This window comes from Pseudonocardia sp. KRD291 (genome assembly GCF_019263595.1).
Taxonomy (GTDB): Bacteria; Actinomycetota; Actinomycetes; order Mycobacteriales; family Pseudonocardiaceae; genus Pseudonocardia.
In genome coordinates, this window is record NZ_JADQDD010000002.1 from 1 (window position 1) to 24,785 (window position 24,785).

20 protein-coding genes and 3 pseudogenes are annotated in these 24,785 nt (G+C 70.6%); 6 read left to right on the forward strand and 17 right to left on the reverse strand.

Annotated features, from left to right (window positions below; translation table 11 throughout):
- From I4I78_RS00680 to I4I78_RS00700, 5 genes and pseudogenes are all read right to left on the reverse strand, one after another.
- Positions 1-287, reverse strand: a pseudogene (locus I4I78_RS00680) (4-hydroxybutyrate CoA-transferase); the annotation flags it as partial.
- 2 nt (positions 288-289) lie between these two features.
- Entirely contained in the window at positions 290-1,477 is a 1,188-nt protein-coding gene (locus tag I4I78_RS00685; protein WP_218609173.1) for a thiolase family protein, read from the reverse strand.
- A complete protein-coding gene (locus I4I78_RS00690) occupies positions 1,477-2,241 on the reverse strand; it encodes an SDR family NAD(P)-dependent oxidoreductase (RefSeq protein ID WP_218609174.1) in 765 nt (254 codons plus the stop codon). The genes I4I78_RS00685 and I4I78_RS00690 overlap by 1 nt, the downstream gene beginning before the upstream one ends.
- A gap of 43 nt (positions 2,242-2,284) precedes the next feature.
- The gene (locus I4I78_RS00695) at positions 2,285-3,451 is read right to left on the reverse strand and encodes an acyl-CoA dehydrogenase family protein (protein WP_218609175.1); all 1,167 of its coding nucleotides are present in this window, start codon (positions 3,449-3,451) and stop codon (positions 2,285-2,287) included.
- Between the two features lie 64 nt (positions 3,452-3,515).
- Complete coding sequence (locus I4I78_RS00700; RefSeq protein WP_218609176.1) at positions 3,516-4,646, reverse strand: acyl-CoA dehydrogenase family protein; 1,131 nt, start codon at positions 4,644-4,646, stop codon at positions 3,516-3,518.
- Positions 4,647-4,749: 103 nt separating this feature from the next.
- Between I4I78_RS00700 and I4I78_RS00705 the strand changes: the two genes are divergently transcribed.
- The gene (locus tag I4I78_RS00705) at positions 4,750-5,511 is read left to right on the forward strand and encodes a FadR/GntR family transcriptional regulator (RefSeq protein ID WP_218609177.1); all 762 of its coding nucleotides are present in this window, start codon (positions 4,750-4,752) and stop codon (positions 5,509-5,511) included.
- A 573-nt stretch (positions 5,512-6,084) separates the two neighbouring features.
- Here the strand turns inward: I4I78_RS00705 and I4I78_RS34080 are convergent.
- From I4I78_RS34080 to I4I78_RS00725, 4 genes and pseudogenes are all read right to left on the reverse strand, one after another.
- Positions 6,085-6,354: pseudogene (locus tag I4I78_RS34080) on the reverse strand (acetyl-coenzyme A synthetase N-terminal domain-containing protein); the annotation flags it as partial.
- A gap of 2 nt (positions 6,355-6,356) precedes the next feature.
- Positions 6,357-7,538, reverse strand: a complete 1,182-nt coding sequence (locus I4I78_RS00715) for an acyl-CoA dehydrogenase family protein (protein ID WP_226378862.1) — start codon at positions 7,536-7,538, stop codon at positions 6,357-6,359.
- 162 nt (positions 7,539-7,700) lie between these two features.
- Positions 7,701-8,819, reverse strand: a complete 1,119-nt coding sequence (locus I4I78_RS00720) for an NDMA-dependent alcohol dehydrogenase (RefSeq protein ID WP_218609179.1) — start codon at positions 8,817-8,819, stop codon at positions 7,701-7,703.
- Positions 8,820-8,855: 36 nt separating this feature from the next.
- Positions 8,856-10,328 carry an aldehyde dehydrogenase gene (locus I4I78_RS00725; protein ID WP_218609260.1) on the reverse strand — a complete coding sequence of 491 codons (1,473 nt, stop codon included), beginning with the start codon at positions 10,326-10,328 and terminating at the stop codon, positions 8,856-8,858.
- Between the two features lie 160 nt (positions 10,329-10,488).
- On the opposite strand from I4I78_RS00725, the gene I4I78_RS00730 reads away from it, so the two are divergent.
- Together I4I78_RS00730 and I4I78_RS00735 are read left to right on the forward strand one after the other, a co-directional pair.
- Positions 10,489-11,985, forward strand: coding sequence for an aldehyde dehydrogenase family protein (locus tag I4I78_RS00730; RefSeq protein WP_218609180.1), 1,497 nt, complete (start codon positions 10,489-10,491; stop codon positions 11,983-11,985).
- A 17-nt stretch (positions 11,986-12,002) separates the two neighbouring features.
- Positions 12,003-13,532 carry an acyl-CoA synthetase gene (locus tag I4I78_RS00735; protein ID WP_218609181.1) on the forward strand — a complete coding sequence of 510 codons (1,530 nt, stop codon included), beginning with the start codon at positions 12,003-12,005 and terminating at the stop codon, positions 13,530-13,532.
- A 56-nt stretch (positions 13,533-13,588) separates the two neighbouring features.
- On the opposite strand, the gene I4I78_RS00740 is transcribed toward I4I78_RS00735, so the two are convergent.
- From I4I78_RS00740 to I4I78_RS00770, 8 genes and pseudogenes are all read right to left on the reverse strand, one after another.
- Entirely contained in the window at positions 13,589-15,217 is a 1,629-nt protein-coding gene (locus I4I78_RS00740; RefSeq protein WP_218609182.1) for an FAD-dependent oxidoreductase, read from the reverse strand.
- Positions 15,218-15,244: 27 nt separating this feature from the next.
- Positions 15,245-17,596 carry a xanthine dehydrogenase family protein molybdopterin-binding subunit gene (locus I4I78_RS00745; RefSeq protein ID WP_218609183.1) on the reverse strand — a complete coding sequence of 784 codons (2,352 nt, stop codon included), beginning with the start codon at positions 17,594-17,596 and terminating at the stop codon, positions 15,245-15,247.
- A complete protein-coding gene (locus I4I78_RS00750; RefSeq protein WP_218609184.1) occupies positions 17,593-18,108 on the reverse strand; it encodes a (2Fe-2S)-binding protein in 516 nt (171 codons plus the stop codon). Before I4I78_RS00750 ends, I4I78_RS00745 begins: the two co-directional genes overlap by 4 nt.
- Positions 18,105-18,983: a xanthine dehydrogenase family protein subunit M gene (locus I4I78_RS00755; RefSeq protein WP_218609185.1), complete on the reverse strand. Its 879-nt coding sequence runs from the start codon at positions 18,981-18,983 to the stop codon at positions 18,105-18,107. Before I4I78_RS00755 ends, I4I78_RS00750 begins: the two co-directional genes overlap by 4 nt.
- A gap of 52 nt (positions 18,984-19,035) precedes the next feature.
- Positions 19,036-19,515, reverse strand: coding sequence for a hypothetical protein (locus tag I4I78_RS00760; protein ID WP_308251831.1), 480 nt, complete (start codon positions 19,513-19,515; stop codon positions 19,036-19,038).
- 59 nt (positions 19,516-19,574) lie between these two features.
- Positions 19,575-19,739 (reverse strand): annotated as a pseudogene (locus I4I78_RS34085) (EthD domain-containing protein); the annotation flags it as partial.
- The gene (locus I4I78_RS00765; protein WP_218609186.1) at positions 19,736-19,936 is read right to left on the reverse strand and encodes a ferredoxin; all 201 of its coding nucleotides are present in this window, start codon (positions 19,934-19,936) and stop codon (positions 19,736-19,738) included. The pseudogene I4I78_RS34085 and the gene I4I78_RS00765, both read right to left, overlap by 4 nt.
- A 31-nt stretch (positions 19,937-19,967) precedes the next feature.
- Complete coding sequence (locus tag I4I78_RS00770) at positions 19,968-21,176, reverse strand: cytochrome P450 (RefSeq protein WP_218609187.1); 1,209 nt, start codon at positions 21,174-21,176, stop codon at positions 19,968-19,970.
- Positions 21,177-21,385: 209 nt separating this feature from the next.
- On the opposite strand from I4I78_RS00770, the gene I4I78_RS00775 reads away from it, so the two are divergent.
- From I4I78_RS00775 to I4I78_RS00785, 3 genes are all read left to right on the forward strand, one after another.
- Entirely contained in the window at positions 21,386-22,510 is a 1,125-nt protein-coding gene (locus I4I78_RS00775) for an acyl-CoA dehydrogenase family protein (RefSeq protein WP_218609188.1), read from the forward strand.
- Complete coding sequence (locus I4I78_RS33630; RefSeq protein ID WP_218609189.1) at positions 22,507-23,460, forward strand: acyl-CoA dehydrogenase family protein; 954 nt, start codon at positions 22,507-22,509, stop codon at positions 23,458-23,460. Before I4I78_RS00775 ends, I4I78_RS33630 begins: the two co-directional genes overlap by 4 nt.
- Before the next feature lie 119 nt (positions 23,461-23,579).
- Positions 23,580-24,773, forward strand: coding sequence for a cytochrome P450 (locus tag I4I78_RS00785; RefSeq protein ID WP_218609190.1), 1,194 nt, complete (start codon positions 23,580-23,582; stop codon positions 24,771-24,773).
- Positions 24,774-24,785: the final 12 nt, after the last annotated feature.

A 24,785-nucleotide genomic window follows, 5' to 3' on the forward strand; every position in this document is an offset into this window, starting at 1 on the left:
CCTTCGGCGAACAGCCGGGGCAGTACCGAGTAGTGCGCCGGGACGACGTCGAGGCGACCGGCCCGATGAGCGGCGCGCAACCGTCCCATCGCCCCGTAGGAGCTCAGCGACACCGCGTCCGGCGGCGTCTCGAGCCGCCGGTTGAAACTCAGCCCGCAGAACGCCCGGACGGCACCGATGTCGCCGGCCTGGTCCAGGAGCGCGTCGACCAGCGGGGTGGCCTCGGCGGCGGCCTGGCTCCACCAGACTCCGTCGCCGCGGCGCAGGAACGGTCGCAGGTCCAGCATCGTCAGACCCGCTCCAGCAGCGTCGCGGTGCCGAGGCCGCCACCGCAGCACATCGTGACCAGGGCCAGCTCGGCGTCGCGTCGCGCCAGCTCCGCGACGGCGGTGGACAGCAGCCGTCCGCCGGTCGCGCCGACCGGGTGCCCCAGCGCGATCGCTCCGCCGTTCACGTTGACCCGGTCCGGGTCGGGCTCGAGCTCGCGCTGCCATGCCAGCACGACGGAGCTGAACGCCTCGTTCACCTCGAACAGGTCGATGTCGGCGATGCTCAGCCCGGTGCGCTCCAGGATGCGGTGGGTCGCCGGGATCGGGCCGGTCAGCATGATCACCGGATCCACGCCGACGGTCGTCTGGTCCAGGATGCGGGCCCGCGGGGTCAGGCCGTGCTCGGCGACGGCGGCCCCGGAGGCGAGCAGCACCCCGGAGGCGCCGTCACAGATCGGTGACGAGCTCCCTGCGGTGATCCTTCCGCCCTCGCTGCGGAACACCGTCTTCAGCCCGGCGAGGGACTCGGTCGTGGTACCCGGGCGCACGGTCTGGTCGCCGGTGCGCACCTCGCCGTCCAGCTTCCACGGGATGACCTCGTCGTCGCACCGGCCGTCCTGCGCCGCCGCCACGGCCAACCGGTGCGAGCGCGCAGCGAACTCGTCCATCTCCTCGCGTGAGAGATCCCAGCGGTCGGCGATGAGCTCGGCGCTCTCACCCTGGTTGACGAAGTCGTACTGCTCCCACATCCGTGCGGTCCACGGTTCCCCGTAGAGCTCCGAGATCGTCGCGGGTGCGTTCATCGGCACGTGGCCCATGTGCTCGACGCCCCCGGCGATCACGACGTCGTGCACTCCCGACGCGATCAGTGCCGCGCCCATCTCCGACGCGGTCTGCGCCGACCCGCAGCGCCGATCCAGCACGACGGCCGGCACCTCCGGCGGGTAGCCCTCCTGCAGCCATGCGTTCCGTGCGATGTTGCGGGACTGCTCGCCGAACGGCGCGGTGCACCCGACGACGAGGTCCTCCACCACCGACGGAGCGATCCCGGCGCGGCCCACCAGGTCGCGGTAGACCGCGCCGAGGAGGTCGTTGGGATGGGTGTGACGGAACCAGCCCTTCTCCGGGTGGGAGCGGCCGAACGGCGTGCGGGTGCCCTCGACGACGAAGACGTCGCGGCCCGCGAGGGGGCTCTGCCTGCCGGGCATCAGATCACGGTCCCGCCGTCGACCGGCAGAACCTGGCCGGTGATGTAGGAGGCGGCCGCGGAGGCCAGGAACACGAAGCTCGGGGCGATCTCGTCGGCGTCCGCCCAGCGCCCGAGCGGGATGCGTTCGAGTGTCTTCGCCGCGAGCTTCTCGTTGCTGCGGATGTTCTCCGTCATCGGGGTGGCCGCCAGCGGCGCGAGCGCGTTGACCGTGACCTTCTGTCGGGCCAGTTCCTTGGCCAGTGACTTGGTGAGGCCGATGATCCCCGCCTTCGCGGCGCCGTAGTTCGCCTGGCCGATCGTGCCGACCAGCCCGGCGGCGGAGGTGACGTTGAGGATGCGCCCGTTGCCGTCGCCGGCCAGGAACGGCAGCGCCGCCTGGGAGCAGGTGAACGATCCGTTCAGGTGGATGTCGACGATGCGCCGGAAGTCCTCCTCGGCGAGCTTGGCGAACATCGCCGGCGCGATGGCACCGGCGTTGTTGACCAGAACGTGCAACGTCCCGCCTGCCAGGTCGGCGGCCGCAGCCGCGGCCCGGTCGGCAGCGGCCCGGTCGCGGACGTCGAGCTCCGCGGATTCGGCCGTTCCACCGTCCTCGACGATCCGCTCGGCGACGGTGCGCGCGGCGTCGGCATCGACGTCGGTGACGAGAACGGCCGCTCCGGACCGGGCGAACGCGGACGCCACGGCGGCACCGATGCCGCCCCCTGCCCCGGTGACCAGGGCGGAGCGTCCGTCGAGGGAGAAGACGTCGAGCGCGGGCATGTGGTTTTGCCTCCTCGTGGTGGGACCGACCCGATGGGTGGGTTCAGTAGCTGCGGGGCAGGCCCAGGACGTGCGAGCCGAGATAGTTCAGGACCATCTCCTGGCTCAGCGGCGCGATCTTGAGCAGTCGCGCCTCGCGGAAGTAGCGGGCGACGTTGTACTCCTCGGAGTAGCCCATCCCGCCGTGCGTCTGCAGTGCCCGGTCGGCGGCCTCGAAGCCGGCGTCGGCGCACAGGTACTTGGCGGTGTTGGCCTCGCGGCCGCTCGGTTCGCCCTTGTCGTAGAGCCAGGTCGCCTTGCGCAGCACGAGCTCGGCGGCGTCGAGCCGGGCCAGCGAGTCGGCCAGCGGGAACTGCAGGCCCTGGTTCATGCCGATCGGCCGACCGAACACGTGGCGCTCGTTGCCGTAGCGGGTGGCGCGGTCCAGGGAGACCCGGCCCAGGCCGAGTGCCTCGGCGGCGACCAGCATCCGCTCCGGGTTCATGCCGTCGAGAATGTAGGTGAAGCCCTTGCCCTCCTCGCCGACCCGATCCTCGACCGGGATCATCAGGTCGTCGATGAAGAGCTCGTTGGACGAGACGGCGTTGCGTCCCATCTTCGGGATCGGCCGGACGTCGATCCGGTCCCGGTCGAGGTCGGTGAGGAACAGGGTCATGCCGTCGGTCTTCTTGGCGACCTCATCGGCCTTCTCGGTGCGGGTGAGGAGAAGGATCTTGTTCGACTCCATCGCCTTGGAGATCCAGACCTTGCGCCCGTTGACCCGGTAGTGGTCGCCTTCGCGCTCCGCGAAGGTCGTGATCTTCGTGGTGTCCAGTCCGGCACCGGGCTCGGTCACGCCGAAACAGACGTGCGTGGAACCGTCGACGACACCCGGCAGTGTCCGGCGCTTGAGCTCGTCCGAGCCGTGCTTGATCACCGGATGCATACCGAAGATCGTCAGATGGATCGCGGAAGCGGCGTTCATGCCGCCGCCCGACTTCGCAACCTCCTCGATCAGGATCGACGCCTCGGTGATGCCGAAGCCGTGACCGCCGTACTCCTCGGGCGTCGTGATCCCGAGCCAGCCGCCCGACGCCAGGACGTCGTAGAACTCGGAGGGGAATCGCTTGTCGCGGTCGCACTCCATCCAGTACTGGTCGTCGAACTTGGCGGCGAGGTCTGCGACCGCCGCCCGGATCGTCGCCTGATCGTCCGTGAGGCCGAAGTCCACTGGGCACCTCCTGTGACCGCCATGTCGGGAACTGGTCTTAATCTACCAAAGGACTGACCATTAGTCAGCTGGGGTCACACCCGATCGCGCGAGCGGCGGCGCCACCCTTCGATGACATCTCCGGCCCCGGGACGAGTGGCAGCCGATCCGCCAGGACGTCGTTCCACGCGCCGGGCGACCCGAGGAGCTCAGCGTCGAGCAGGGCCCGCTTGTAGAAGAACTGCAGGTCGTGCTCCCACGTGTAGCCGATGGCGCCGTGCAGGGTGAGCGCCGAGTCGGCCGCGACCGGGCCCGCGGCGCAGATCTGCGCCTTGGCCGTGGCCGCGTACACCGCGGCGTCGTCCCGGCCCGCGTCGACGACGGCCGCCGCGAGGTAGGCGATCGACCGGGACGACTCCACCTTCACCAGCATCTCGGCGGCGGCGTGCTTGACCGCCTGGAAGGATCCGATCGGCACACCGAACTGCTTGCGCTGGCCGACGTACTCCACCGTGGCGTCGAGCATCGCGACCATCGCGCCCAGCGCGTCGGCCGCCACCAGCACCGCACCTCTGTGTGCACACCGCGCGAGCACCTCAGCGGCATCCGCCTGGATCAGTGTGGACGGCACCCCGTCCAGCTCGATGTCGGCGACGGAGCGGCTGCGGTCGGTCAGCGCGCGCGGCTGCACCCGAACGCCGGGGCGGCCGGCGTCGACGAGGTGGAGTTCGAGACCCTTCTCCCCGCGCACCGGGACGACGAACCGCGCGGCCACATCGGCCGCCAGGACGGTCGGAACCGACCCGGACAGTCCGGCCCCGGCGGCGCGGACGGTCGCATCGCCTCCCGGGATCGTCCCCGCCGGCGTCGCCAGTGCGACGACGGCACCGTCGCCGAACAGCGCCTTCGCGGCGTCCGGAACGGCGGCCACGGCCGGGAGGGCGACCATCGACGCCAGCCAGGACGACGACGGTGCGGCATGCCGTCCGAACTGTTCGGCGGCCAGTGCGAGCTCGACCAGACCGCCGCCCTCACCGCCCAGATCCTCGGGAGCGCCGACGCCGAACCATCCGTCGGTGTGCAGCCGGTGTGCGAACGTCGCGTGGTCACCGGCGTCCAGCCAGCCCCGCAACGTGTCCCGCGGACAGACGTCACCGAGCCAGTCCGCCAGGACGGTGCGGAAGTCGGCCTGCTCGGGCGAGAGTTCCCAGCGCATTGTCGTGCTCCTGTTCGTGCCGGCGAGCGGTGCGGCGCCACCGCGCTACGCCGACCCAGTGCTAGTTTGGGTTGGACCTTTAGACAAATGGGAGGGAGTCCGCATGGCAGCCGACCCGCTGCGTTCGGCTATCCGGCTGTCGCCGATGGAGGTCCCGAAGGCCTCCGACGTGCTCGCCAACGAACTGCGCGAGCGCATCCTGTCCGGTGAGTTCGTCGAGGGGACTCCCCTGCCGCCGGAACGCGAACTCGTCGTCCAGACCCGGATGAGCCGCACCACCGTCCGCGAGGCACTGCGCATCCTGGAGGTGCAGGGCCTGATCCGGATCAAGGCCGGCCGGTCCGGTGGTGCCTTCGTGCAGAAGCCGGGCGAGGAATCGGTCGCGACGTCGCTCGGGCTGCTGATCCGCGGACGGCAGATGCGCCTCACCTCGGTCCACGCGACCCGCGAGGCGATCGAACCGGCGTGCGCCAAACACGCCGCGCTCAACCGCACCGAGGAGGACGTGCGCCGGCTGGAGGCCACCAACGACGACATCCGGGCCAGCGCGGACCTGGACGGCTTCCTGCGAGCCAACGTCGACTGGCACGTCGCCGTCGCGACCGCCAGTCACAACGAGATCCTGACCGGGATCATGATGGCGCTCTCCCGCGCCATCTACACCGCCACGAACAACGAGGGCTTCGTCAACGACGAGGTGCGCGACGTGACGGTCCGCGCCCACCGATCCGTCCTGCGCGCCATCCGGGAGCGCGACCCCGAGGCCGCGGAGCGCCGGATGGGGCGCCACGTCCACGCCTACGCCTCGGCCGCACTCGCCGTCGACCAGCGCACCACGGTCTCGGTGGCCCCCGAGGAGGACTGAGACGCGGCGGATGTAGGTGGCCGGCCCGCCGGTCTCAGGAGGCATCGGGAGCCCCTCCCCTCCCGGCCGTGACGGCCGCAGCCCGGACGACATCGCGGGCGGCCTGTCGGGAGCCGAGGCCCCGGACGTCTTCGGCATCTGCCCGACCGCGCAGAGCAGGCTCGGCGCGAACGGCTTCCCCAGCTCCTCGGCGACCCTGCGGCGCAGCTCCTGCGCCACAACTCCAGCACCCGCACCGACGACAGGTCGATCTCGCGCGACGGCCCGGCGTCCGTGGTCCGGACGGTGCGGATCAACGTCGTGGACACCCCCAGCATGGTGACGCGGTGGCGCCGCACCAGATGCCAGATCCTGTCGGGGTCGGGCACATCCGGAGAGCCCTCGTAGAGGGACCGCGTCACCCCGCCCGATGCCCAGGTCCCGCAACCCGGCTGCCACCCGGCGCGCCCGGTCGTCGAGCTCGGCGAAGCTCAGCCGGACGACTGTGCCGTCCTCCGCCTCGTGCACCACCGCCGCGAGATCGCGGGTCGCGGGGTCCTCCGCCCACCGGGCGAGGCAGGAGTCGGCGACGATGAGCTCGCCGCCGACGAACCACTCCGGGTCCATGATCCCGGCCGAGATATCGAGGACCTGTGAGCAGGGCCTGCCGAACCGCAGTCCCACTTCCTCGACGACCGTGTGCCAGTACCAGCCGACGTCGGCGACCGAGCGCTTGCGCAGTTCATCGATGTCCGGGACGCCGTGCCGGCGGGCGAACCGGGCGACCTCGGTGTATCCAGGACCAGGCTCCCAGACGTAGACACCCGGCGCGTCCGACCGGTCGGACGGCGATGTCGCGACCATGCTCAGCCCCTCGGAAGGCCGAGCATCCGCTCGGCGACGATGTTGCGCTGGATGAACGTGGACCCACCGGCGATCGCGGTGCCGCGGGCCTGGTAGGCGAGGCGCTGCCAGCGGCTCTCGGCCGGCGACTGCTCCGCCGGGGCGAGCTGCCCCCCGAGTGGGGACAGCGACTGCCGGAAGTCGGCGAGGTCGTCGACGAGCGGGCAGAAGTAGAGCTTGCCGATCGAGGTGGCCGGGCCCGGCGAAGCGCCGTCCGCGGCGGCGGTCAGGACCCGCTGCCCGATGGCGTGGTGGACGAGCGCACGGCCGTACAGGTCGGCGACGGTGCGCCGGACCGTCGGGTCGGCCCCGAGCGGGTTCCCGCCGGCATCGCGCATCTCACGGATCTCGTCGACGATGTCGCCGACCGCGCGCCGGGTGTTGACCCTCCCGGTCGCGATGCCGACCCGCTCGAAGCCGAGCGTCGCCATCGCGACCCGCCAGCCGTCGTGCTCCCCGCCGAGCAGGAGCTCGTCCGGGACGAACACGTCGTCCAGGAACACCTCGTTGAACTCGGCCTCGCCGAGCATGTGCGCCAGCGGCCGGACGGTGACGCCCGGGCTGTCCATCGGCAGCAGGAAGTAGCTGATCCCCTTGTGTCGCGGCCGGTCGGTGTCGCCGGTCCGGGCCAGGAGGATCGCGTTGCCCGCGAGCTGGGCACGACTGGTCCAGATCTTCTGGCCGGTGATCCGCCATCCACCCTCCACCCGCTCCGCACGGGTACGCAGCGAGGCCAGGTCGGAGCCGGAGTCCGGCTCGGAGAACAGCTGACACCAGAGACCGTCGCCATGGAGGATCGGGCGCAGGAAGCGCTCCTTCTGCGCGTCGGTGCCGAAGGCGACGATCGTCGGCCCGGCGAAGTCCTCGCCGACGGTGTTGAGCCGCTCCGGCGCGCCGGCCCGGTCGGCCTCGTCGGTGAACACCGCGCGGAGCTTCGCGTCGAGGCCCTGCCCGCCGTACCCGCGCGGCCAAGACAGACCGGCGAAGCCACCGTCGACGAGCATCTGCTGCCACTGCTGCCAGAAGGGCAGCTTGTCGGCCAGCTCGACCGGCTCGGGCCAGGGCAGCTGCGGGAGCGTCTCGGCGAGCCATGCCCGCGCGCGTTCCCGGAACGCGGCCTCCTCGGGCGAGTCAGCGAGGTCCATCAACGCTCCTTTGTCGGTGTGGAAGTCCGATACTATTATATAGGTCAGACCAAAGCGAGCGTCGCCGGTGACCCCGCGGGTCGACCGCCCGGGACCGGACACAGGACGTCCCCGGCTCCGCGTGGCGGCGCAGAACCGGGGACGTCGGGCGGGCGTGCCGGGTCAGAACCGGATGACGCCACGGATGTTGCGGCCGGAGTGCATGTCCTCGTAACCCTGGTTGATGTCGTCCAACGCGTACTCGGTCGTGACGAGCTCGTCGAGCTTCAGGTAGCCGGACATGTACAGGTCCAGCAGCTTCGGGATGTCGGCGCGCGGGTTCGACGACCCGAACAGCGAGCCCTTGATCTTCTTCTCGAAGAGGATCAGCTCCAGGATCGGCACCGGGATCCCGACGTCGGTCACGTTGCCGAGCGCGGTGACCACGACCGTGCCCTGCTTGCGGATGCCCGCGAAGGCCTGGGCGATGTGCTCGCCGGTGATCACGCCGACGGTCACGATGGCGACGTCGGCGCCCTGGCCGTTGGTGAAGCTCTGGGCGATCTGCGTGCCCTCCTCGACGGTCGCCACCGCGTGGGTGGCGCCGAGGGACAGCGCGGTGTCGCGCTTGAAGGCGACCGGGTCGACCACGATGATCCGGGCGGCACCGGCGTGCTGGGCGCCCTGCACCGCGTTGGCACCGATGCCGCCGGAGCCGAGGATCAGCACGGTGTCGCCGGCCTGGACGCCTCCGGTGGTCACCGCCGAGCCCCAGCCGGTGCCGACCGCGCAGCCGAGCAGGCAGGCCCGCTCGAGTGGCGTGTCGGCCGGCGCCTTGATCGCGGAGTCGACGGCGACGGTGGTGTGCTCGGCGAAGGTGGAGATGCCGAGCGCCTGGCCGACCGGGGACCCGTCCTCGAGCTGCATCCGGAAGCTGGTCGGGTCGTTCCACCGGGAGCCGACGAGCGCGTTGGCACCGAGATCGCAGAGGTTCTGGTGACCGGTCGAGCACCAGCGGCACTTACCGCAGGCCGGGAGGAACGAGAAGATGGCCTTGTCACCCACCTCCCAGCCGGAGGTGTTCGGGCCGACGGACTCGACGACGCCGCCACCCTCGTGGCCACCACACACCGGGTAGACCGCCACCGGGAGATCCCCGGTGGCCATGTGGTCGTCGGAGTGGCAGAGGCCGGAGGCGACCATCTTGATCCGGATCTCGTCCTGGCGCGGGTCGTCGACGTGCAGGTCGACGACCTCGAACTTGCCGGGGGCCTGACGGAGGATGGCTCCGCGTGTCTTCATGGGAACTCCTGGGATGTGTTCGTGCCCACCGGCCGGTCAGGCCTGCGGGGCGGGGAGGTAGACGGTCTTCACGACCTGGTAGCTGTTGAGGGCCTCCGGGCCCAGCTCGCGGCCCATGCCGCTGGCCTTGACCCCGCCGAACGGGGCCACCGGCTCGTTCACGTAGTGGTTGATGCCGATCGAGCCCGTGCGGACCCGCCTCGCAACCGCCTCACCGCGCTCCAGGTCTGCTGTCCAGACCGACCCGCCGAGGCCGAGGCCGTAGTCGGAGTCGTTCGCGATCGCGACGGCCTCGTCCTCGCTGCCGTAGGGGATCACCGACAGCACCGGCCCGAAGATCTCCTCCTGGGCGATCGTGTGGTTGTTGTCCACGTCGGCGAACACCGTCGGCTCGACGAACCAGCCCTGGTCCAGGCCGGCGGGACGGCCACCGCCCACGGTGAGCCGGGCCCCCTCGGCCTTGCCCTTGGCGATGTAGGACTCCACGCGATCCCGCTGCCGGGACGACACCAGCGGGCCCATCTGGGTGCCCTCTGCCAGCGGGTCGCCGATCTTCAGCGAACCGGCCAGGCCGGAGATCGTGTCGACGACCTCGTCATAGCGGGAGCGCGGGGCGAGCACCCGGGTGCCGAGCCAGCAGATCTGACCGTTGTTCAGCAGGGTCGCCGCGAAGAAGCTCTCGATCGTCGAGCCCAGGTCGGCGTCGTCGAGGACGATCGCCGCGGACTTGCCGCCGAGCTCGAGGGTGACCGGGCGCAGCAGGCGCCCGCACGTCTCGGCGAACGACCGGCCGGCGGCCGAGGATCCGGTGAACGACACCTTGTCCACACCCGGGTGCGCGACCAGATGCGCACCCACCTCGCGGCCGCCCTGCACCACGTTCAGCACACCGGCGGGCAGCCCGGCCTCCGCGGCCGCTTCCGCCATCAGCATGGCGTCGAGGACGGTCTCCGGCGCGGGTTTGAGAACCACCGTGCACCCGGCCGCGAGCGCGGGGGCGAGCTTGAGGAAGGTGATGCCCTGCGGCACGTTCCACGGCACGATCGCACCGACGACGCCGATGGGCTCACGCAGCACACGGGCCTTCCCACCGAGCATCCCGTCGCGGGTCTCCTCCTGGCCCTGGGCGACGATCCCGGAGTAGTAGCGCAGCAGCAGTGGCGGGAAGCCGGCCTCGAGCTGCATCGCCACCGGCAACGGCATGCCGTTCTGGGCGCTCACGCGGGTGGCCGTCTCCTGAGCACGGCTCTCCAGGGCGACGGCGAACCGCTCGAGCGCCTCGGCGCGCTGGGCCGGGGACCAGCGCGACCAGCCGTGCGGGTCGTCGAACGCGCGCCGGGCGGCCGCGACCGCGTCGTCGACGTCGTGTTCGACGGACTCCGGCACGCTGCCGAGCCGCTCGCCACTGGCGGCGGCGTGGACATCGTTCCGGCCTGAGCCGCGCGGGGCGGCCCAGTCCCCGTCGAGCCGGTTCAGAGCTGTACGCGCGCCGCAGTCGGGTTCGACCACATCGTCGGCGACGAAGCCGCGTGCAGGGCGCTCGGCGACAACGCCCAATAACACCCGCTCGGCCTGCTCCTGCCCCGCGACCCGGAGGGCTAGACACAGCTAGATCACTCACTATGATATTCATAGATTAGCCGACACAGCAGAGTTGCAGGAGGACGGCATGACCACGACCAGCCCGAGCCCCACCAGGCTCGACATCGAATGTCCCCATCTGACCGAGGTGTTCGTCGCGGGCGAGTGGGTCACTCCCGCCTCGTCCGCGACCCTGGACGTCGTCATGCCCTCGACCGGCGACACCGTCGCGACGGTCGCCCTGCCCGGCCGGGCGGAGGCCGACGCTGCGGTCGCAGCGGCGCGGAGCGCGTTCGACGAGGGCCCCTGGCCACGGATGTCGGTCGAGGAGCGGGCCGAGGTCTGCTCCCGGTTCGCCGACGAGCTCGAGTCCCGCATGGACCAGATGAACCGTCTGTGGGCGTTCGAGTCCGGCTTCCCGATCTCGCACGGTGAGATGATCAACTCCGGCGCCGGGAAGATGATCTGGCGGTACGCCATCGGGCGTGCGCCGGAGCTTCCCTGGGAGGAGCGGCGCACCGCGGCCGGCTCGGACGTGTTGCTGACCCGCGAGCCGATCGGCACCGTGCTGGCGATCATGACCTACAACGGACCGGTCGTGGAGCTCGGAATGAAGATCATCCCCGGGCTACTGGCGGGGTGCCCGATCGTGCTCAAGCCGGCTCCCGACTCACAGCTGACGACCCGCGTGGTGGCCGACGCCGCCGCGGCGGCCGGGTTCCCGCGCGGCGTGGTCAGCGTGCTCGCGGCCGACCTGGAGACCAGCCAGTACCTCGTCAGCCATGACGACATCGACATGGTGCACATGACCGGCGGGGGGCCGGTCGCCGTCGACATCGTGTCCCGTACCTCCGCCCGGCTCGCCCGCACGGCACTCGAGCTCGGCGGCAAATCGCCCGCGATCATTCTCGACGACGCGAAGCTCGAGGACGTGCTGCCGACGCTGGTGCCCGGCGGGATCGGCGGCGTCGGCCAGGTCTGTGTCAGCCTCTCCAGGGTGCTGGTCTCCCGCGCCCGCTACGAGGAGGTAGTCGCCGCGCTGGTCGAGGAGTTCGCCAAGTACCCCGTGGGCGACCCGTTCGACCCGACTACCATCCTCGGGCCGCTGGGCAACGAGCGCGCCCTGCACCGGGTCGAGTCGATGCTCGAGCGTGCGGTCCAGGATGGCGCGAAGGTCGTGGCCGGCGGGCGCAGGCCGCCGGAGTTCGACGGCAAGGGCTTCTACTTCGAACCCACGCTGCTGCGCGACGTCGACCAGGACAGCTACATCGCGCAGGAGGAGGTCTTCGGCCCGATCATCTCGGTGATCGCCTACGACGACGTCGAAGACGCGATCGCGATCGCCAACAACACCCGGTTCGGGCTCGCGGCCTCGGTCTACTCGTCCGACTCCGACGCGGCGCTCGCGGTCGCCAGGCGGATCCGCTCCGGCGGTGTCGCCATCAACCTGGCCGGCGTGTGTCTGACCGAGCCCTTCGGCGGGGTCCGCCAGTCCGGGTGGGGGCGGGAGTGCGGCGCGGAGGGCATCCTCGAGTTCACCGACATCAAGCAGATCCTGCTCAGCGGCTCGTACGTCGACGCCTGAGTGAGAAGGAGACCCCTATGTACCCGGGCACGTTCGCCGAACTCACCCCCGGCAAGCCCGCCGTGATCATGTCCGACACCGGCGCGACGCTGACCTACGCGGAGCTCGACGAACGTTCGGCCCGCCTCGCTCACGTCCTGCGCGAGGCGGGCCTGCGACCCGGTGACGACGTCGCGCTGCTCGCCGAGAACTCGCCGCGCACGTTCGAGGTCTTCTGGGCCGCCATCCGGAGCGGTCTCTACGTCACCGCGATCAACCATCACCTCACCGCCGCGGACGTCGGCTACATCGTCGGCGACTGCGGCGCGACGGCACTCGTCGTCTCGGCGGTACAGGGGGAGATCGCCCTCGCGGCCGACACGCCGGGGGTCTCGCTGCGCCTGGCCTTCGGCGGGGCCGTGGCCGGGTACGGCGACTACGAGGAAGCCCTCGCCGCCGCCCCGCCCGAACGGCCCGCGGACCAGCCCCGCGGCAAGGACATGCTCTACAGCTCGGGCACCACCGGACGTCCCAAGGGCGTCAAGGCGCCGCTCCCCGGCGTACAGGTCGACGAGGCACCGGACGCACTGCTGACGGTGTTCGGCCCGCAGTACGGATTCACCCAGGACATGGTCTACCTCTCCCCCGCGCCGCTCTACCACGCCGCACCGCTGAGGTTCGGCGGAATGGTGCACTCGGTCGGCGGGACCGTGGTCGTGATGCCCCGGTTCGACGCGGCCGCGGCGCTGGAGTCCCTCGAGCGCTACCGCGTCACCCACAGCCAGTGGGTCCCCACGATGTTCGTCCGGATGCTCAAGCTCCCCGACGAACAGCGCACGTCGCGCGACCTGTCCTCGCACCGCGTCGCCGTGCATGCGGCCGCGCCCTGCCCCGTCGAGGTCAAACAACGGATGATCGAGTGGTGGGGCCCGATCCTGCACGAGTACTACGGCTCCACCGAGGCCATCGGGCTCACGCTGATCGACTCCCCCACCTGGCTCCGCAAACCCGGCTCGGTCGGCACCGCGCTCCTCGGGACCGTCCGGATCTGCGACGACGCAGGTGACGAGCTACCCCGGGGCGAGGTCGGCCTCGTCTACTTCGAACGCGACGAGCTGCCCTTCGCGTACCACAACGACCCCGACAAGACCCGCGAGGCGCAGAACCCGAAGCACCCGAGCTGGGGCACCACCGGCGACATGGGCTACCTCGACGACGGCGGGTTCCTCTACCTCACCGACCGGAAGGCGTTCATGATCATCTCTGGTGGTGTGAACATCTACCCGCAGGAGATCGAGGACGCGCTCGCGCTGCATCCCGCCGTCCTCGACGTCGCCGTGATCGGCGTGCCGGACGACGAGATGGGCGAGCAGGTCAAGGCCGTCGTCCAGGCGGACGCGGGCGCCGCCCCCGGCGCCGACCTCGGGCGGGAACTTCTGGAGTTCCTGGGCGAGCGCCTCGCCCGCTACAAGCTGCCGCGGAGCATCGACTTCGTCGGCTTCCTGCCCCGGACCGAGACGGGCAAGTTGCAGAAGCGGCTCCTGCGAGGCACCTACACCAGCCCGTGACCGCGCTCCTGGCGGCCATCGCCGGCGGCCCCGGTAACCCGTCTGCCGCTCCATCCTCAGCCGGGCTGCCTCGCGGCGTGGAGTCCTGCCAGATAGCCCATCGTGCAGCCCGGCCCGAGCGTCGCGCCTGCGCCCGGGTAGCCCGGGCCCATCGGGTGCGACGTGGTGTTGCCGGCCGCGTACAGCCCCGGGACGTGGTCACCGAACGGGTCGAGCGCCCGCCCGTTCCCGTCCGTGACCACACCCCCCTTGGTGCCGATCACGCCCGAGCGCACCTCGATCGCGTAGAACGGTGCGGTGTCGACCGGGCCCAGGGCCGGGTACGGGGCGTACTGGTCGCCCCAGTAGCGATCGTAGGCACTCTCCCCACGGTGGAACTGCGGGTCGCGGCCCTCCTGCGCATGGGTGTTGAACTCCGCGAGCGTCGCGGAGACGCCCTCGGCGTCGATGCCCAGCTTCCCCGCCAGCTCGCCGAGGGTCGGTGCGCTGGTCAGCCACACCGGCGTGGGCTGTTCGGCCCGATGGCCGAGGAAGCCGTACTCCCGGAGGTGGCGCTGGTCGAAGATCAGGTACGCGGGCAGGTTGGTGAACCCGTACGCGCGGGGGTCGAACGCGTGGAACGCCTTGGTCATGTCGTTGTAGTTGTGCGCCTCGTTGACGAACCGGCGGCCCGCGCCGTTCACGATCACGGAGCCGGGTCCGGTCCGCTCGAAACGGAGCAGGGTGCCGGTCGGGCACCCGTCTGTCTCGTCGCCGGGCACGTGGACCATCGGGCCCCACCACGCCTCACGCATGTTCCCCAGCGCGACACCGGCCTTGGCCGCCATCCGGATCCCGTCACCGGTGTTGTGCGGTGGGCTGCAGCTCGCCTCGACCGGGCCGGGCAGGAAGTTCTCGACCATGTCCGGCGCCCATTCGAAGCCGCCGCAAGCCAAGATCACCCCTGACGGTGCCCTCACCGTTGTGCCGTCGGCCAGCACGACGCCGGTGACGCGGCCGTCGGTGGCCGTCAGCCGCTCGGCACCGGCGCCGGTCGCGAGTGCGACCCCGGCCCGTGCGCACGCGTGCACCAGCGGTGCGACGAGTGCCCGTCCCCTCGCCACCAGGCCCCGCTCGGCCCGCTGCGCGAGCTCCTCCCACGGGAAACGGGTGAAGATCCGCCACTGCTCGTACTCGACCATGGTGAACGGCGGACGGTGGTCGGGTCGCAGGCTGTCCCGGAGCTTGCCCAGCGGGGTGATGTCGAAGGGCAGCGGATCGAGAGAACGGCCGCCGGCGTGCGCTCCCGGCCACTCGGGGTGATAGTCGGGAAAGTGCTCCATGGCGCAGAAGTGCAGGCCGGCGCGATCGGCCAGGAAGCCGAGCAGCTCGTCGCCCCGGTCGGCGAGTGACTCCAGCACGTCGACGCTGGTTCGCCGATCGGTGACGGCGGCGAGGTAGCGCAGCGCCTCCGTCCGGTCGTCGGTTTTCCCGATCTCGCGCAGGTAGCGGTTCATCGGGATCCAGAGCATGCCGCCCGAGACCGCCGAGGTGCCGCCGAGGTAGGGGCCCTTCTCGAGCACGAGCACCCTTGCCCCACCCGCTGCCGCGGCCAGCGCCGCGGTGAGCCCGATGGCGCCGGACCCGACCACGACGACGTCGTGCTCGTCGCCGATCGCCCCGGCCCATTCCGTTCGTGCGGTCATCGTCGACCTCCCGGTCCTGGCTTTCCGTCAGTCTTCGATGACACCCAGTGCCTGGAGCACCTTCGTCGGCGTCAGCGGAGTTGCGGTGATGCGACCGGCCTCGACCTGCCCGAACGCGTCGTCGACGGCGTTGAGCAGCGCCGCCGGCGCGAGTACCGTCCCGCCCTCCCCGACACCGCGGGAGCCGACCATGGTCGGCGCCTGGTACTCGAGGTGTTCGATCTCGATCTCGGGAACCTCGGGCGCGCTGGGCATCAGGTAGTCCATGAACGTGCCGGCCAGGTACTGCCCGTCCTCGCCGTAGGCGGCGTGCTCCAGCAGCATCCCGCCCAGGCCCATCGCGATGCCGCCGATCACCTGGCCGTCCACCACGGCCGGGTTGATGATCTTCCCGCAGTCCTCGACGACCAGATAGCGGGTGACCGCGATCTTGCCGGTCTCCTGGTCGATCTCGACCCAGCAGGCGTGGCTGCCCTGGCCCCAGCCGCCGTTCTCGCCGTCGTAGTGAGCCGTCGTCTCGAGGTTGAGGTCAACGCCCTGGGGCATCATCCCTGGTGCCATGTAGCAGCCCATCGCGAGATCGGCGAGCGGCACCGCCGAGCCCGGCGCACCCTTCACCGAGATCACCGAGTTCTCGATCTGCAGGTCGGACGGGCTCGCCTCGAGCATGTGCGCGGCGATGTCGAGGACCCGCGCCCGCACCTCACGTGCGGCCACCATCGCGCCGCCGGTGGCCATCATCCCGGCCTTGCTGCCGCCGGTACCGATCATGGTGAAGACCGTCGCGTCGGTGTCGCCGAAGACGATCCGGACGTCGTCGAACGCGACCCCCATCTCGTCCGCGATCACCTGGGCGAGCGTGGTCTCGTGCCCCTGGCCGTGCGGGATCTGGGTGGTGAACGCCGTGATGTGACCGTCGGGTTCGACGCGCAGCCGCACCGGCTCCGCCGAAAACGGGAAACCGATCAGGCCCCAGAACTCCGGGGTGCCCGGCGCCGGCTCGTAGAACGTCCCGACGCCGAAGCCGACCAGGCGGCCCTCGGCCCGTGCCTTCTCCTGCTGCGCCCGGATCTCGTCGAGATCGATCATCTCGGTGAGCCGTGCGAACGTCTCCGCCGCCGTGACCCCGTCCAGTGTGAAGCCGGCCCCGCTCATCGTGGGCTGCTCGGTCACCGGGATCAGGTTGCGCTGCCGGACCTCGACCGGGGAGATGCCGACCCGCTTCGCGATCAGGTCCATCATCCGTTCCCGGACCAGGGTCTCCACGGCCCACGGGCCGCGCAGCGAGATGTAGGACGCCTTGTTCGTGCACGCCGCCGTCGAGGTGAACCGGTAGGCCGGGACCCGGTACGGACCGGGCAGCATGTGACCCGCGATGCCGGTCACCACCGGCGCGGGCGGCATCACCGGGTATGCGCCGTGGTTCATCACCATGTTCACGCGGAACCCGAGCAACGTCCCGTCGGCCTTGACCGCCGCGTCGATCGTGAGGGTCTCGTCCCGTGCCGACCCGCCCGCGGTGAGGTTCTCGTTGCGGTCCTCCACCCACTTCAGCGAGACACCGAGGTGCTTCGCCGCGGCGCAGAGCGCGACGTCCTCCCGGTACATCGAGAACTTCAGCCCGAAGCTACCGCCGATGTCGCTGGTCACCACCCGCATGAGGTGGATGGGCTGGTTGATGAACCCGGCGACGAGCAGCCGCATCAGGTGCGAGGTCTGCGTCGAGGCCTCGTAGGTGAGCACCCCCGTCGAGCGGTCGTAGGTCGCGACGCCGCCCCGCCCCTCCATCGGGGCGCAGGTCCAGCGGTGCTGGTCGAGCCGGTCGGTGACGACGTGGTCGGCCTCGGCGAACGCCGCGTCGATGTCGCCGACGGCGATCTCACCGGAGTGGATGACGTTGCCCGGCACCTCGTCGAACAGTTGCGGCGCGCCGTCGGCCAGGGCCTGGGTGGTGCTCACGACCGGCTCCAGCGGGTCGTAGTCGATCTCGATCAGGCTCGCGGCGTCCTCCGCGACGTACCGGTCCGAGGCCACGACGAGCGCGACCGGCTCACCGACGTAGCGGACCGTCCCGGTCGCGAGGGCGGTGAAGCTCGGGCTGTTCAGTCCGGGGATCGGGGCGCCGAGGTTGATCGGGTTCGTGAACTGCGCCATCTCGTCGCCGGTGATGACCGCGACGACACCCTCCATCTCCCGTGCCGCCGCGACGTCGCACCCGGAGATCCGGGCATGCGGAAGGGTGCTGCGCACGAAATGACAGGTCAGGGTGTTCCGCTCGTGCACATCGTCGATGTAGCGCCCCGCACCGGTCAGGATCCGGACGTCCTCGCGACGTTTGATCCGGGCTCCGACGAGCCCGCCCACGACACTGGAGCTCATCGCCGTGTCTCCGATCCCGACGCCGAGCCGGTCGCTGCCGTCAGCGCCGCCTCCGCGCCGTCGACGATCGCCTGGTAGCCGGAGCAGCGGCAGATGTTGCCCGAGAGCTCCTCCCGGATCTCGGTCCGCGAACGCGGGCATCCCCGCCCGGCCCGCGCGTCCCGCTCCATCCCGTAGATCGTCATCACGAAGCCCGGCGTGCAGAACCCGCACTGGAACGCGCCACTCTCCCAGAGGGCGGTCTGCACCGGATGCATCTGACCCGGCTCCGCGATCCCCTCCACGGTGGTGACCTCGTGCCCGTCCGCGTGGACCGCGAGCGCCAGGCAGGAGCGCACCGCCTCGCCGTCGAGCAGGACCGTGCACGCCCCGCAGACGCCGTGCTCGCACCCGAGGTGTGTGGCGGTCAGGCCCAGCGTGTGGCGGAGGAAGTCGGCCAGCGTGCGCCGCGGCTCCACCAACGCCGTGTGGACCGTTCCGTTGACGGTCACCGTGATCTCCCGGTCGCTCACCGGTTCCCCCTCGCGCGATCGGTGGCGGTGCGCAGGGCCCGCCGGACGAGTACACCGACCACATGAGTGCGGTAGGCGCCGGATGCGTGCAGGTCGGTCGCGGGTCTCAACGCCGACGAGGTCGCGGCGGCCGCGGCGGCGAACGCGTCCTCCGCCGCCGTCGCCCCGCGCAACGAGGACTCGGCCCCGGTCGCCCGGACCGGGGTCAGTCCGACCCCGGAGACCGCGATCCGGGCCTGCGCGACGGTGTCCCCGTCGAGCCGGACGTGCACCGCGACGCCGGCCATCGCGAAGTCACCGTGCCTGCGGGCGACCTCGGCGAACGCCGACCCCGAGCCCGGCCCATCGGCCGTGAAGCGGATGCCGGTCAGGACCTCCTCCTCGGTCAGAGCGGTGGTCAGGAATCCCTCGAAGAACTCCGTCGCTGGGATCACCCGACCACCCGCAGGGCCCTGCGCCACCATCTCGGCGTCCAGGCACAGCGCGACCGCGGGCATCTCCGCGGCCGGGTCGGCGTGCGCGATGCTCCCGCCCACGGTCCCGCGGTTGCGGATCGCCGGGTGCCCGACGTTGCCGAGCGCCTCGACCACGAGCGGGGCGGCCGCCGACACCTCGGCGGAGCGCTCCACCGCACGCTGGCGGCACATCGCGCCCACGGTCAGGGTGTCGCCCTCGCGCCGGATGTCCGCCATCCCGTCGACCCCGTTCAGATCGACGACGTGCAGCGGCTGGCTCAACCGTAGGTTCAGTAGCGGCATCAGGCTCTGTCCGCCCGCCATGACCTTCGCGTCGCCCGGGTCGTCGAGTCCGGAGAGGACCTTGACGGCCTCGTCGACGGACGTCGGCGTCCAGTACTCGAAAGATGCCGGCTTCATTGCTCACCCCTTCCGGGAGGTGTTTTGGCCCGCGCGCGAACCGCGACGCGCGTCACCCGACGTGCTCCTCGAGCCAGATGACGCGGTGCTCCTCGGCGAGAAGCGCGACGCACGAGTCCTTGTCGATGAATTCGGGGTCCAGCAGCCCGGGCCACGCGGCCGAGTCGCGTGCCCGCAGGAACGCGTCGACATCAGGCCAGGACAGTTCACGTACCGCGTCGAACGCGGGGGCGGGCCCGTCGGCCGGATAGCTCTCCGAGACCGACGGCGCGATGACGTGACGTGTCGCCCTCAGCGCGGAGGTCAACTCCCACTGCCCGGACCCGAGGAAGCCCGTGCGCCACCGCTCCCGGTCGGCCCCGGCCGGACGTCGCAGCAGCTGCAGGAGCTTCACGCCCACGGCCTCCGGGCCACGAGGCGGACCCGCGTCGACGACGTGCTCGACGGTGACGAGGAACTCCAAGTTGTCAACGTCCATGAAGTTCGGCTCGTCCCGCAACGCGTGCTCGACGTAGTCCGGGTCCTCGCCCATGGCCAGCCCCGCCGCGGCATCGACGAAGTACGCCTCGGCGATCCCTCGTACGGGGACTCGGGCAGCCCGGGCGCCGGCTGGGAGATCCGGTGACTCTGCACGTACCGCTGCAGGCTCGTGATCTTCTTGGCCAGCGTGGCGTGCGGATCCCGCCAGTACGCGTGGAACTGCGCGTCGGAGATGTCGGTGCGGCGCGGGATGAGCGCGTAGAGCTTTGCCGTCACGACTCGACGACCGAGATCGCGCCTTCGGGGCAGGCGCGCGCGCCGTGGCGTGTCGCCTCCTCGTGCTCCTCGGGTACGTCGATCATCGTGTCGCGTGGCTCGCTGTAGCCCTCGTCGTCCACGTCGAACACCTCGGGGGCGAGCGAGTAGCACCGGCCGTGCCCGGTGCACAGTGCACCGTCGACCTTGACCTTCATCGGTTCTCCGGCTTGTCGTGGTGGGTGGCGGTCAGGCGGACGGGGTCCAGCGCAGGTGCAGGTTCTTCATCGTCCGCAGCTGCGCGCTCTCGTAGGACGGAGTGGTGCCCGGCTCCAGCTCGAACTCCGGGATCCGGGCCAGGAACTCCTCGATCGTCACCCGCAGCTCCAGCCGGGCAAGGTGTGCTCCGAGGCAGCGGTGCACACCGACGCCGAACGCCGACTGCACGACATCGGTGCGGCGGATATCGAACTCGCCGGGGTTCGCGCAGGCGTCGGGATCGCGCGACGCGGCCGCGTAGTTGAGCGCGAGACGGTCGCCCGCCTTGAGCTGGACTCCGGCGATCTCGACATCGGCCTTCACGGTGCGCGCCGGCGCGACCACCGGCGGGTAGAGCCTGGCGGTCTCCTCCACGGCGTTCGGGACCAGTTCCGGGTGTGCGGCCAGGTCGCGGCGGATCTCCGGGTGGGTGGCGAGGTGGTAGATCGCCCCCGCCATCGCATGGGTCGTGGTGGCCAGCCCACCGAAGATCACGTCCAGCAGCGTGTGGACCTTGTCCTCCCACGGTGACGGTTCGCCGTCCTTGTCGACGCCGGCGTTGATGACGTCGATGACGTCTCCCTTGGGCTCCTGCTCGGCACGCGCCTTGAGGAAGTCGTTCAGATACTCGTACACGCGCCCGAAGGCGGGGATCCGGTCGTCGAGCGGGCCGAACGAGTAGGTGTCGATGTCATTGAAAAGCTGTGGCAGGTCCTCGTCCGGGATCGGGACGATCGAGTTGAACAGGATCAGACCCGGCAGCTGCGAGGCGAAGTCCGCGACGAACTCGCACTCGCCCTTGTCCGCGAAGCCGTCCAGGAGCTGGCGGGCGTAGGTACGGGCTAGGTCCTCGACCTTCGACACGTTGCCGGGAGCGAAGAACGGGTTCAGCACGCGCCGCCAGGTGTCGTGGTAGGGCGGGTCGAGGTCCTCGGGGAGGATCGGGATCGTCACCTCCGGCGGGTTGAGCAGCCACCCGTCGGCGCTGGAGAACGTGCGCCAGTCCTGGCCCACCCGCCGCACGTCGGCGTGTTTGTTGACCACGTAGTAGCCCTTGCCCACAGTGCTGTGCGCAACCGGGCAGCGTGCGACCAGGTCGTCGAGGACCTCCTCGAAGTTCTCGGCGAGCGAGACGTCCTCGATGTCGAAGTCCGTGTGCATGTCGCGCCCGGTCGTCGGGCGGGCGGGTGTCTCGGTCACGTCGTCGTGCCCCTCTGCGTCGGTCAGGATCGAAAGCGCCTGAAACTGATAACGATGACCCTAGACTGACGTGACTGCCGTAACACTGTCAAGTCCGCCACTCGGTCACCCACGCGACACCTCGCCCGGCTTATCTCTATGTACTGTGTTCATAGATTTGTCGCGCCGCGCACCACGACGGTGCGCGTGGAACCGAGGAGCGAGAGTCGATGAAGTCCGACACGGCATCGCAACCCACCCCCTTCGAGCTGCGGAAGGAGGTACGGCAGCTCTGTGCCGACTGGCAACAAGCCGGCCGCTACACGCCGCGTAGCGACTCGTGGCTGCGCAGCCCCGACCCGGAGTTCAGCAAGGAACTGGCGGCCCGCGGGCTGATCGGGCTGACCTGGCCGGCGCCGTACGGGAAGGGCCTGAGCAACGTCCACCGCCTGGCCGTCACCGAGGAGCTCCTGCGGGCCGGTGCGCCGGTCGCATCGCACTGGATCGCCGACCGGCAGATCGGCCCCACCGTCCTGCGGCACGGCAACCCGCGCCTGCAGGCAGAGATCCTGCCGGGGATCGCGTCGGCCGACCTCGCATTCTGCCTCGGTCTCAGCGAGCCGGAGGCCGGCTCCGACCTGGCCTCGGCCCGGACCAGGGCCCTCCCGGACGGCGACGGTTTCCGGATCTCCGGTCGCAAGATCTGGACCAGTGGGGCGCACCACGCCACCCATGCCTACGTGCTCGCCCGCACCACGCCCCGGACCGAGAGAGACCGCCCGCACCGGGGACTCTCCGAGTTCGTGGTCGACATGACGGCCGACGGGGTCGGGGTCTCACCGATCGTCGACATGACCGGGGAGCACCACTTCAATGAGGTCACGTTCGACGACGTCCGGGTATCCGCGCACCGCCTGATCGGCACCGAGGGCGAGGGCTGGCGCCAGGTCACCGAGCAGCTCGCGTTCGAACGGGGCGGCCCGGAGCGGGTCCTCACGACCTACCCGCTGCTGCTCGCGATCCTGCGCGACGCGAGCCCGCTCTCGTCGACTCTGGCCCCGGAGCTGGGCAGGTTCGCCGCGCAGCTCGGGGTGCTCCGCCGCCTGTGCCACATGATCGCGGAGATGCTGGACGCGGGAGCGGCCCCCGTCCAGGAGGCTGCCACCTGCAAGCTGCTCGGCAACGCCTTCGAGCGCGACGTCCTCGAACTGGCTCGCCGCGTCGTCCCGCACGGACCGCCGAGCCTGCGGCAATCACTCGATCAAGCCCTGCTGGCCTCACCCGGATTCTCCCTTCGCGGCGGCGCGTCCGAGGTACTGCTCTCCATCGTGACGAAGAACGAGGTGGCGTCGTGAGCGAGCTCCGCGACCTGGTGCGCGACGTCGTGAGCGGGGGCGGCGACCCCTGGAAGACGTTGACCGACCTGGGATTGACCACCGTGGGAGTGGCGGAGGAAACAGGCGGCTCCGGCGGAGAGATGAGCGACCTCGTCGAGATCGCGGAATCGCTGGCCGAACACGGCGCCGGCACGCCGCTCGCCGAACATGCGACGGCGTGCTGGGCCATGGCCGGGTCGGGCGTGTCACCCGCCCTCGGGACCGTCGCGTACACCACCCACCCGCCGTCGCGCACTCTGCGGTTGACGGTCCCCTGGGCGGCGGCACCCGCCTCGCACGTGATCGTGCTGGGCGAGAACGGCCCGCCCGCGGTGCTGGACACCGGGGGCAAGGGAGTCCTGATCACGCCGGGGACAGATGCCGCCGGACAGCCACTCGACCAGCTCGAGGCACCCGCCGCGACGCTCGTCCCGCTGACCGGAGTCGAGACCGAGGCGGTGTCGGCACGCCTGGCCCTGCTGCGGTCGGCGGCGATGGTCGGCGCGGCGCGCGGCGCCTACGGCCTGACGCGTGACCACGTCCATAGCCGCGAACAGTTCGGCCGTCCGCTCGTCAAGCTGTCAGCCGTCGGCACGGCGCTGGCCCGGTTCCGGGTCGAGATCATCCAGGCCGAGGCCGCCCTGGCGATGGCGCTCGCGGACGCCGGGACATCGAGGGCGTACCCCGCGGCCGGCGCGGCCCGGATCGTGTGCGGGGCCGCGGCCACCGAAGCAGCGCAGTTGGCCCATCAGCTGCACGGCGCCATCGGCATCACGCAGGAGTACGACCTGCACCCGCTCACGCGACTGCTGTGGGCCCTTCGGGACGCGGACCGCCCCGAGGAGCACTGGGCGACCGTGCTCGGCGAGCGCGTTCTCGCCGCCGGTGAGTCCCACCTCTGGGACGAGCTGACCGCCGTACACGCCTGACCAACCGCCCGAGACGGATGACCCACCACCGGCCGCCGGGCGCTTGACGTCGGTGTGACTATCACTACTATATCCCTAGATTTATCGCTCGATGACGCGCGACGAAGGGACAGCCCACCATGACGACCGCGGTCGACTTCAACCCGCTCTCCCCCGAGTTCCAGCAGCAGCCCTATCCGCTGTACAAGCAGGCCCGGGACGAGACGCCGGTCCGGTTCATCGAGGCGCTCAACGCCTGGGGCATCTTCCGGTACGAGGACTGCGCCTACACGTTCAAGCACCCGGAGCTGTTCTCGGCACGGGACTTCATCGCCAACGCCTTCGGCGAGTTCGACCCTGTCCCCGAAGTACCCTCGATCATCGCGATGGACCCGCCGGAGCACACCCGGCTGCGCAAGCTCGCGAACGTAGCGTTCACCCCGAAGGTGATCCGCGGCATGCAGGACCGGATCGAGAAGGTGATCGGGGACCTGCTCGACGAGGCGCAGCAGAAGGACGAGTTCGACTTCGTCTCCGACTTCGCCGCCTACGTGCCGGTCAGCGTGACCGCCGAGATCCTCGGCGTGGACGCGGTGCTCGGCCGGGGCGACTTCAAGCGATGGACCATGGACCTGATCAAGGCCCCCAGCCGGACGGCCCTGCCCGCAGACGAGCTCGCCCAGATGAAGCGCAGCGTCGAGGAGCTGCGCGCCTACTTCACCGACCAGATCGCCTACCGGCGCAAGAACCCCGGCAACGACCTCATCTCCGCCCTCGTGCACGCCGAGGAGGAGAACCAGTCGCTCACCGAGACCGAGATCCTCAGCCTCGTCGCACTGATCCAGTTCGGCGGGTCGGAGACCCCGTCGCACCTGATCGGCACATCGATGTGGGAGCTGTTCCAGCAGCCCGGGACGCGCGCCCGGGCGCAGGCCGACCCCGCGCTGTTCAGCGAGGTCGTCGACGAGACGATGCGCCACCAGTCGCCGGTGCACTTCGTGTTCCAGACGGCCACGCAGGACATCGCGATGCACGGCGAGACGATCCCGGCGGACTCGCTGGTGTTCTCCTTCATCGGTTCGGCCAACCGCGACGAGCGGGTGTTCGAGAACCCCGACACCTTCGACATCGACCGCCCCGGCAAGAACAAGCACCTGGGCTTCGCCCGAGGCGCGCACTACTGCATCGGCGACATGCTCGGGAAGCTCATGTGCGGCAGCGCCGTCCGCCAGGCCCTGCAGCGCATGCCCGCCCTGCACCCGGTCGAGCCGGACATGGAGTGGATGCCGTCGTTCTGGATCCGGGGCCCGAAGGAGCTACGGGTCGCCCCGTAGCCCATCCTGACC

Bases quoted from the DNA above. Each gene is read 5' to 3' on its own strand.
- I4I78_RS00735 (WP_218609181.1), top strand. From the start codon at position 12,003: ATGTACCCGGGCACGTTCGCCGAACTCACCCCCGGCAAGCCCGCCGTG.
- I4I78_RS00705 (WP_218609177.1), top strand. From the start codon at position 4,750: ATGGCAGCCGACCCGCTGCGTTCGGCTATCCGGCTGTCGCCGATGGAG.
- I4I78_RS00775 (WP_218609188.1), top strand. From the start codon at position 21,386: ATGAAGTCCGACACGGCATCGCAACCCACCCCCTTCGAGCTGCGGAAG.
- I4I78_RS00700 (WP_218609176.1), bottom strand. From the start codon at position 4,646: ATGCGCTGGGAACTCTCGCCCGAGCAGGCCGACTTCCGCACCGTCCTG.
- I4I78_RS00760 (WP_308251831.1), bottom strand. From the start codon at position 19,515: ATGGGCGAGGACCCGGACTACGTCGAGCACGCGTTGCGGGACGAGCCG.
- I4I78_RS00730 (WP_218609180.1), top strand. From the start codon at position 10,489: ATGACCACGACCAGCCCGAGCCCCACCAGGCTCGACATCGAATGTCCC.
- I4I78_RS00715 (WP_226378862.1), bottom strand. From the start codon at position 7,538: ATGGACCTCGCTGACTCGCCCGAGGAGGCCGCGTTCCGGGAACGCGCG.
- I4I78_RS00785 (WP_218609190.1), top strand. From the start codon at position 23,580: ATGACGACCGCGGTCGACTTCAACCCGCTCTCCCCCGAGTTCCAGCAG.
- I4I78_RS00685 (WP_218609173.1), bottom strand. From the start codon at position 1,477: ATGCCCGGCAGGCAGAGCCCCCTCGCGGGCCGCGACGTCTTCGTCGTC.
- I4I78_RS00745 (WP_218609183.1), bottom strand. From the start codon at position 17,596: ATGAGCTCCAGTGTCGTGGGCGGGCTCGTCGGAGCCCGGATCAAACGT.
- I4I78_RS00755 (WP_218609185.1), bottom strand. From the start codon at position 18,983: ATGAAGCCGGCATCTTTCGAGTACTGGACGCCGACGTCCGTCGACGAG.
- I4I78_RS00720 (WP_218609179.1), bottom strand. From the start codon at position 8,819: ATGAAGACACGCGGAGCCATCCTCCGTCAGGCCCCCGGCAAGTTCGAG.
- I4I78_RS00690 (WP_218609174.1), bottom strand. From the start codon at position 2,241: ATGCCCGCGCTCGACGTCTTCTCCCTCGACGGACGCTCCGCCCTGGTC.
- I4I78_RS00740 (WP_218609182.1), bottom strand. From the start codon at position 15,217: ATGACCGCACGAACGGAATGGGCCGGGGCGATCGGCGACGAGCACGAC.
- I4I78_RS00765 (WP_218609186.1), bottom strand. From the start codon at position 19,936: ATGAAGGTCAAGGTCGACGGTGCACTGTGCACCGGGCACGGCCGGTGC.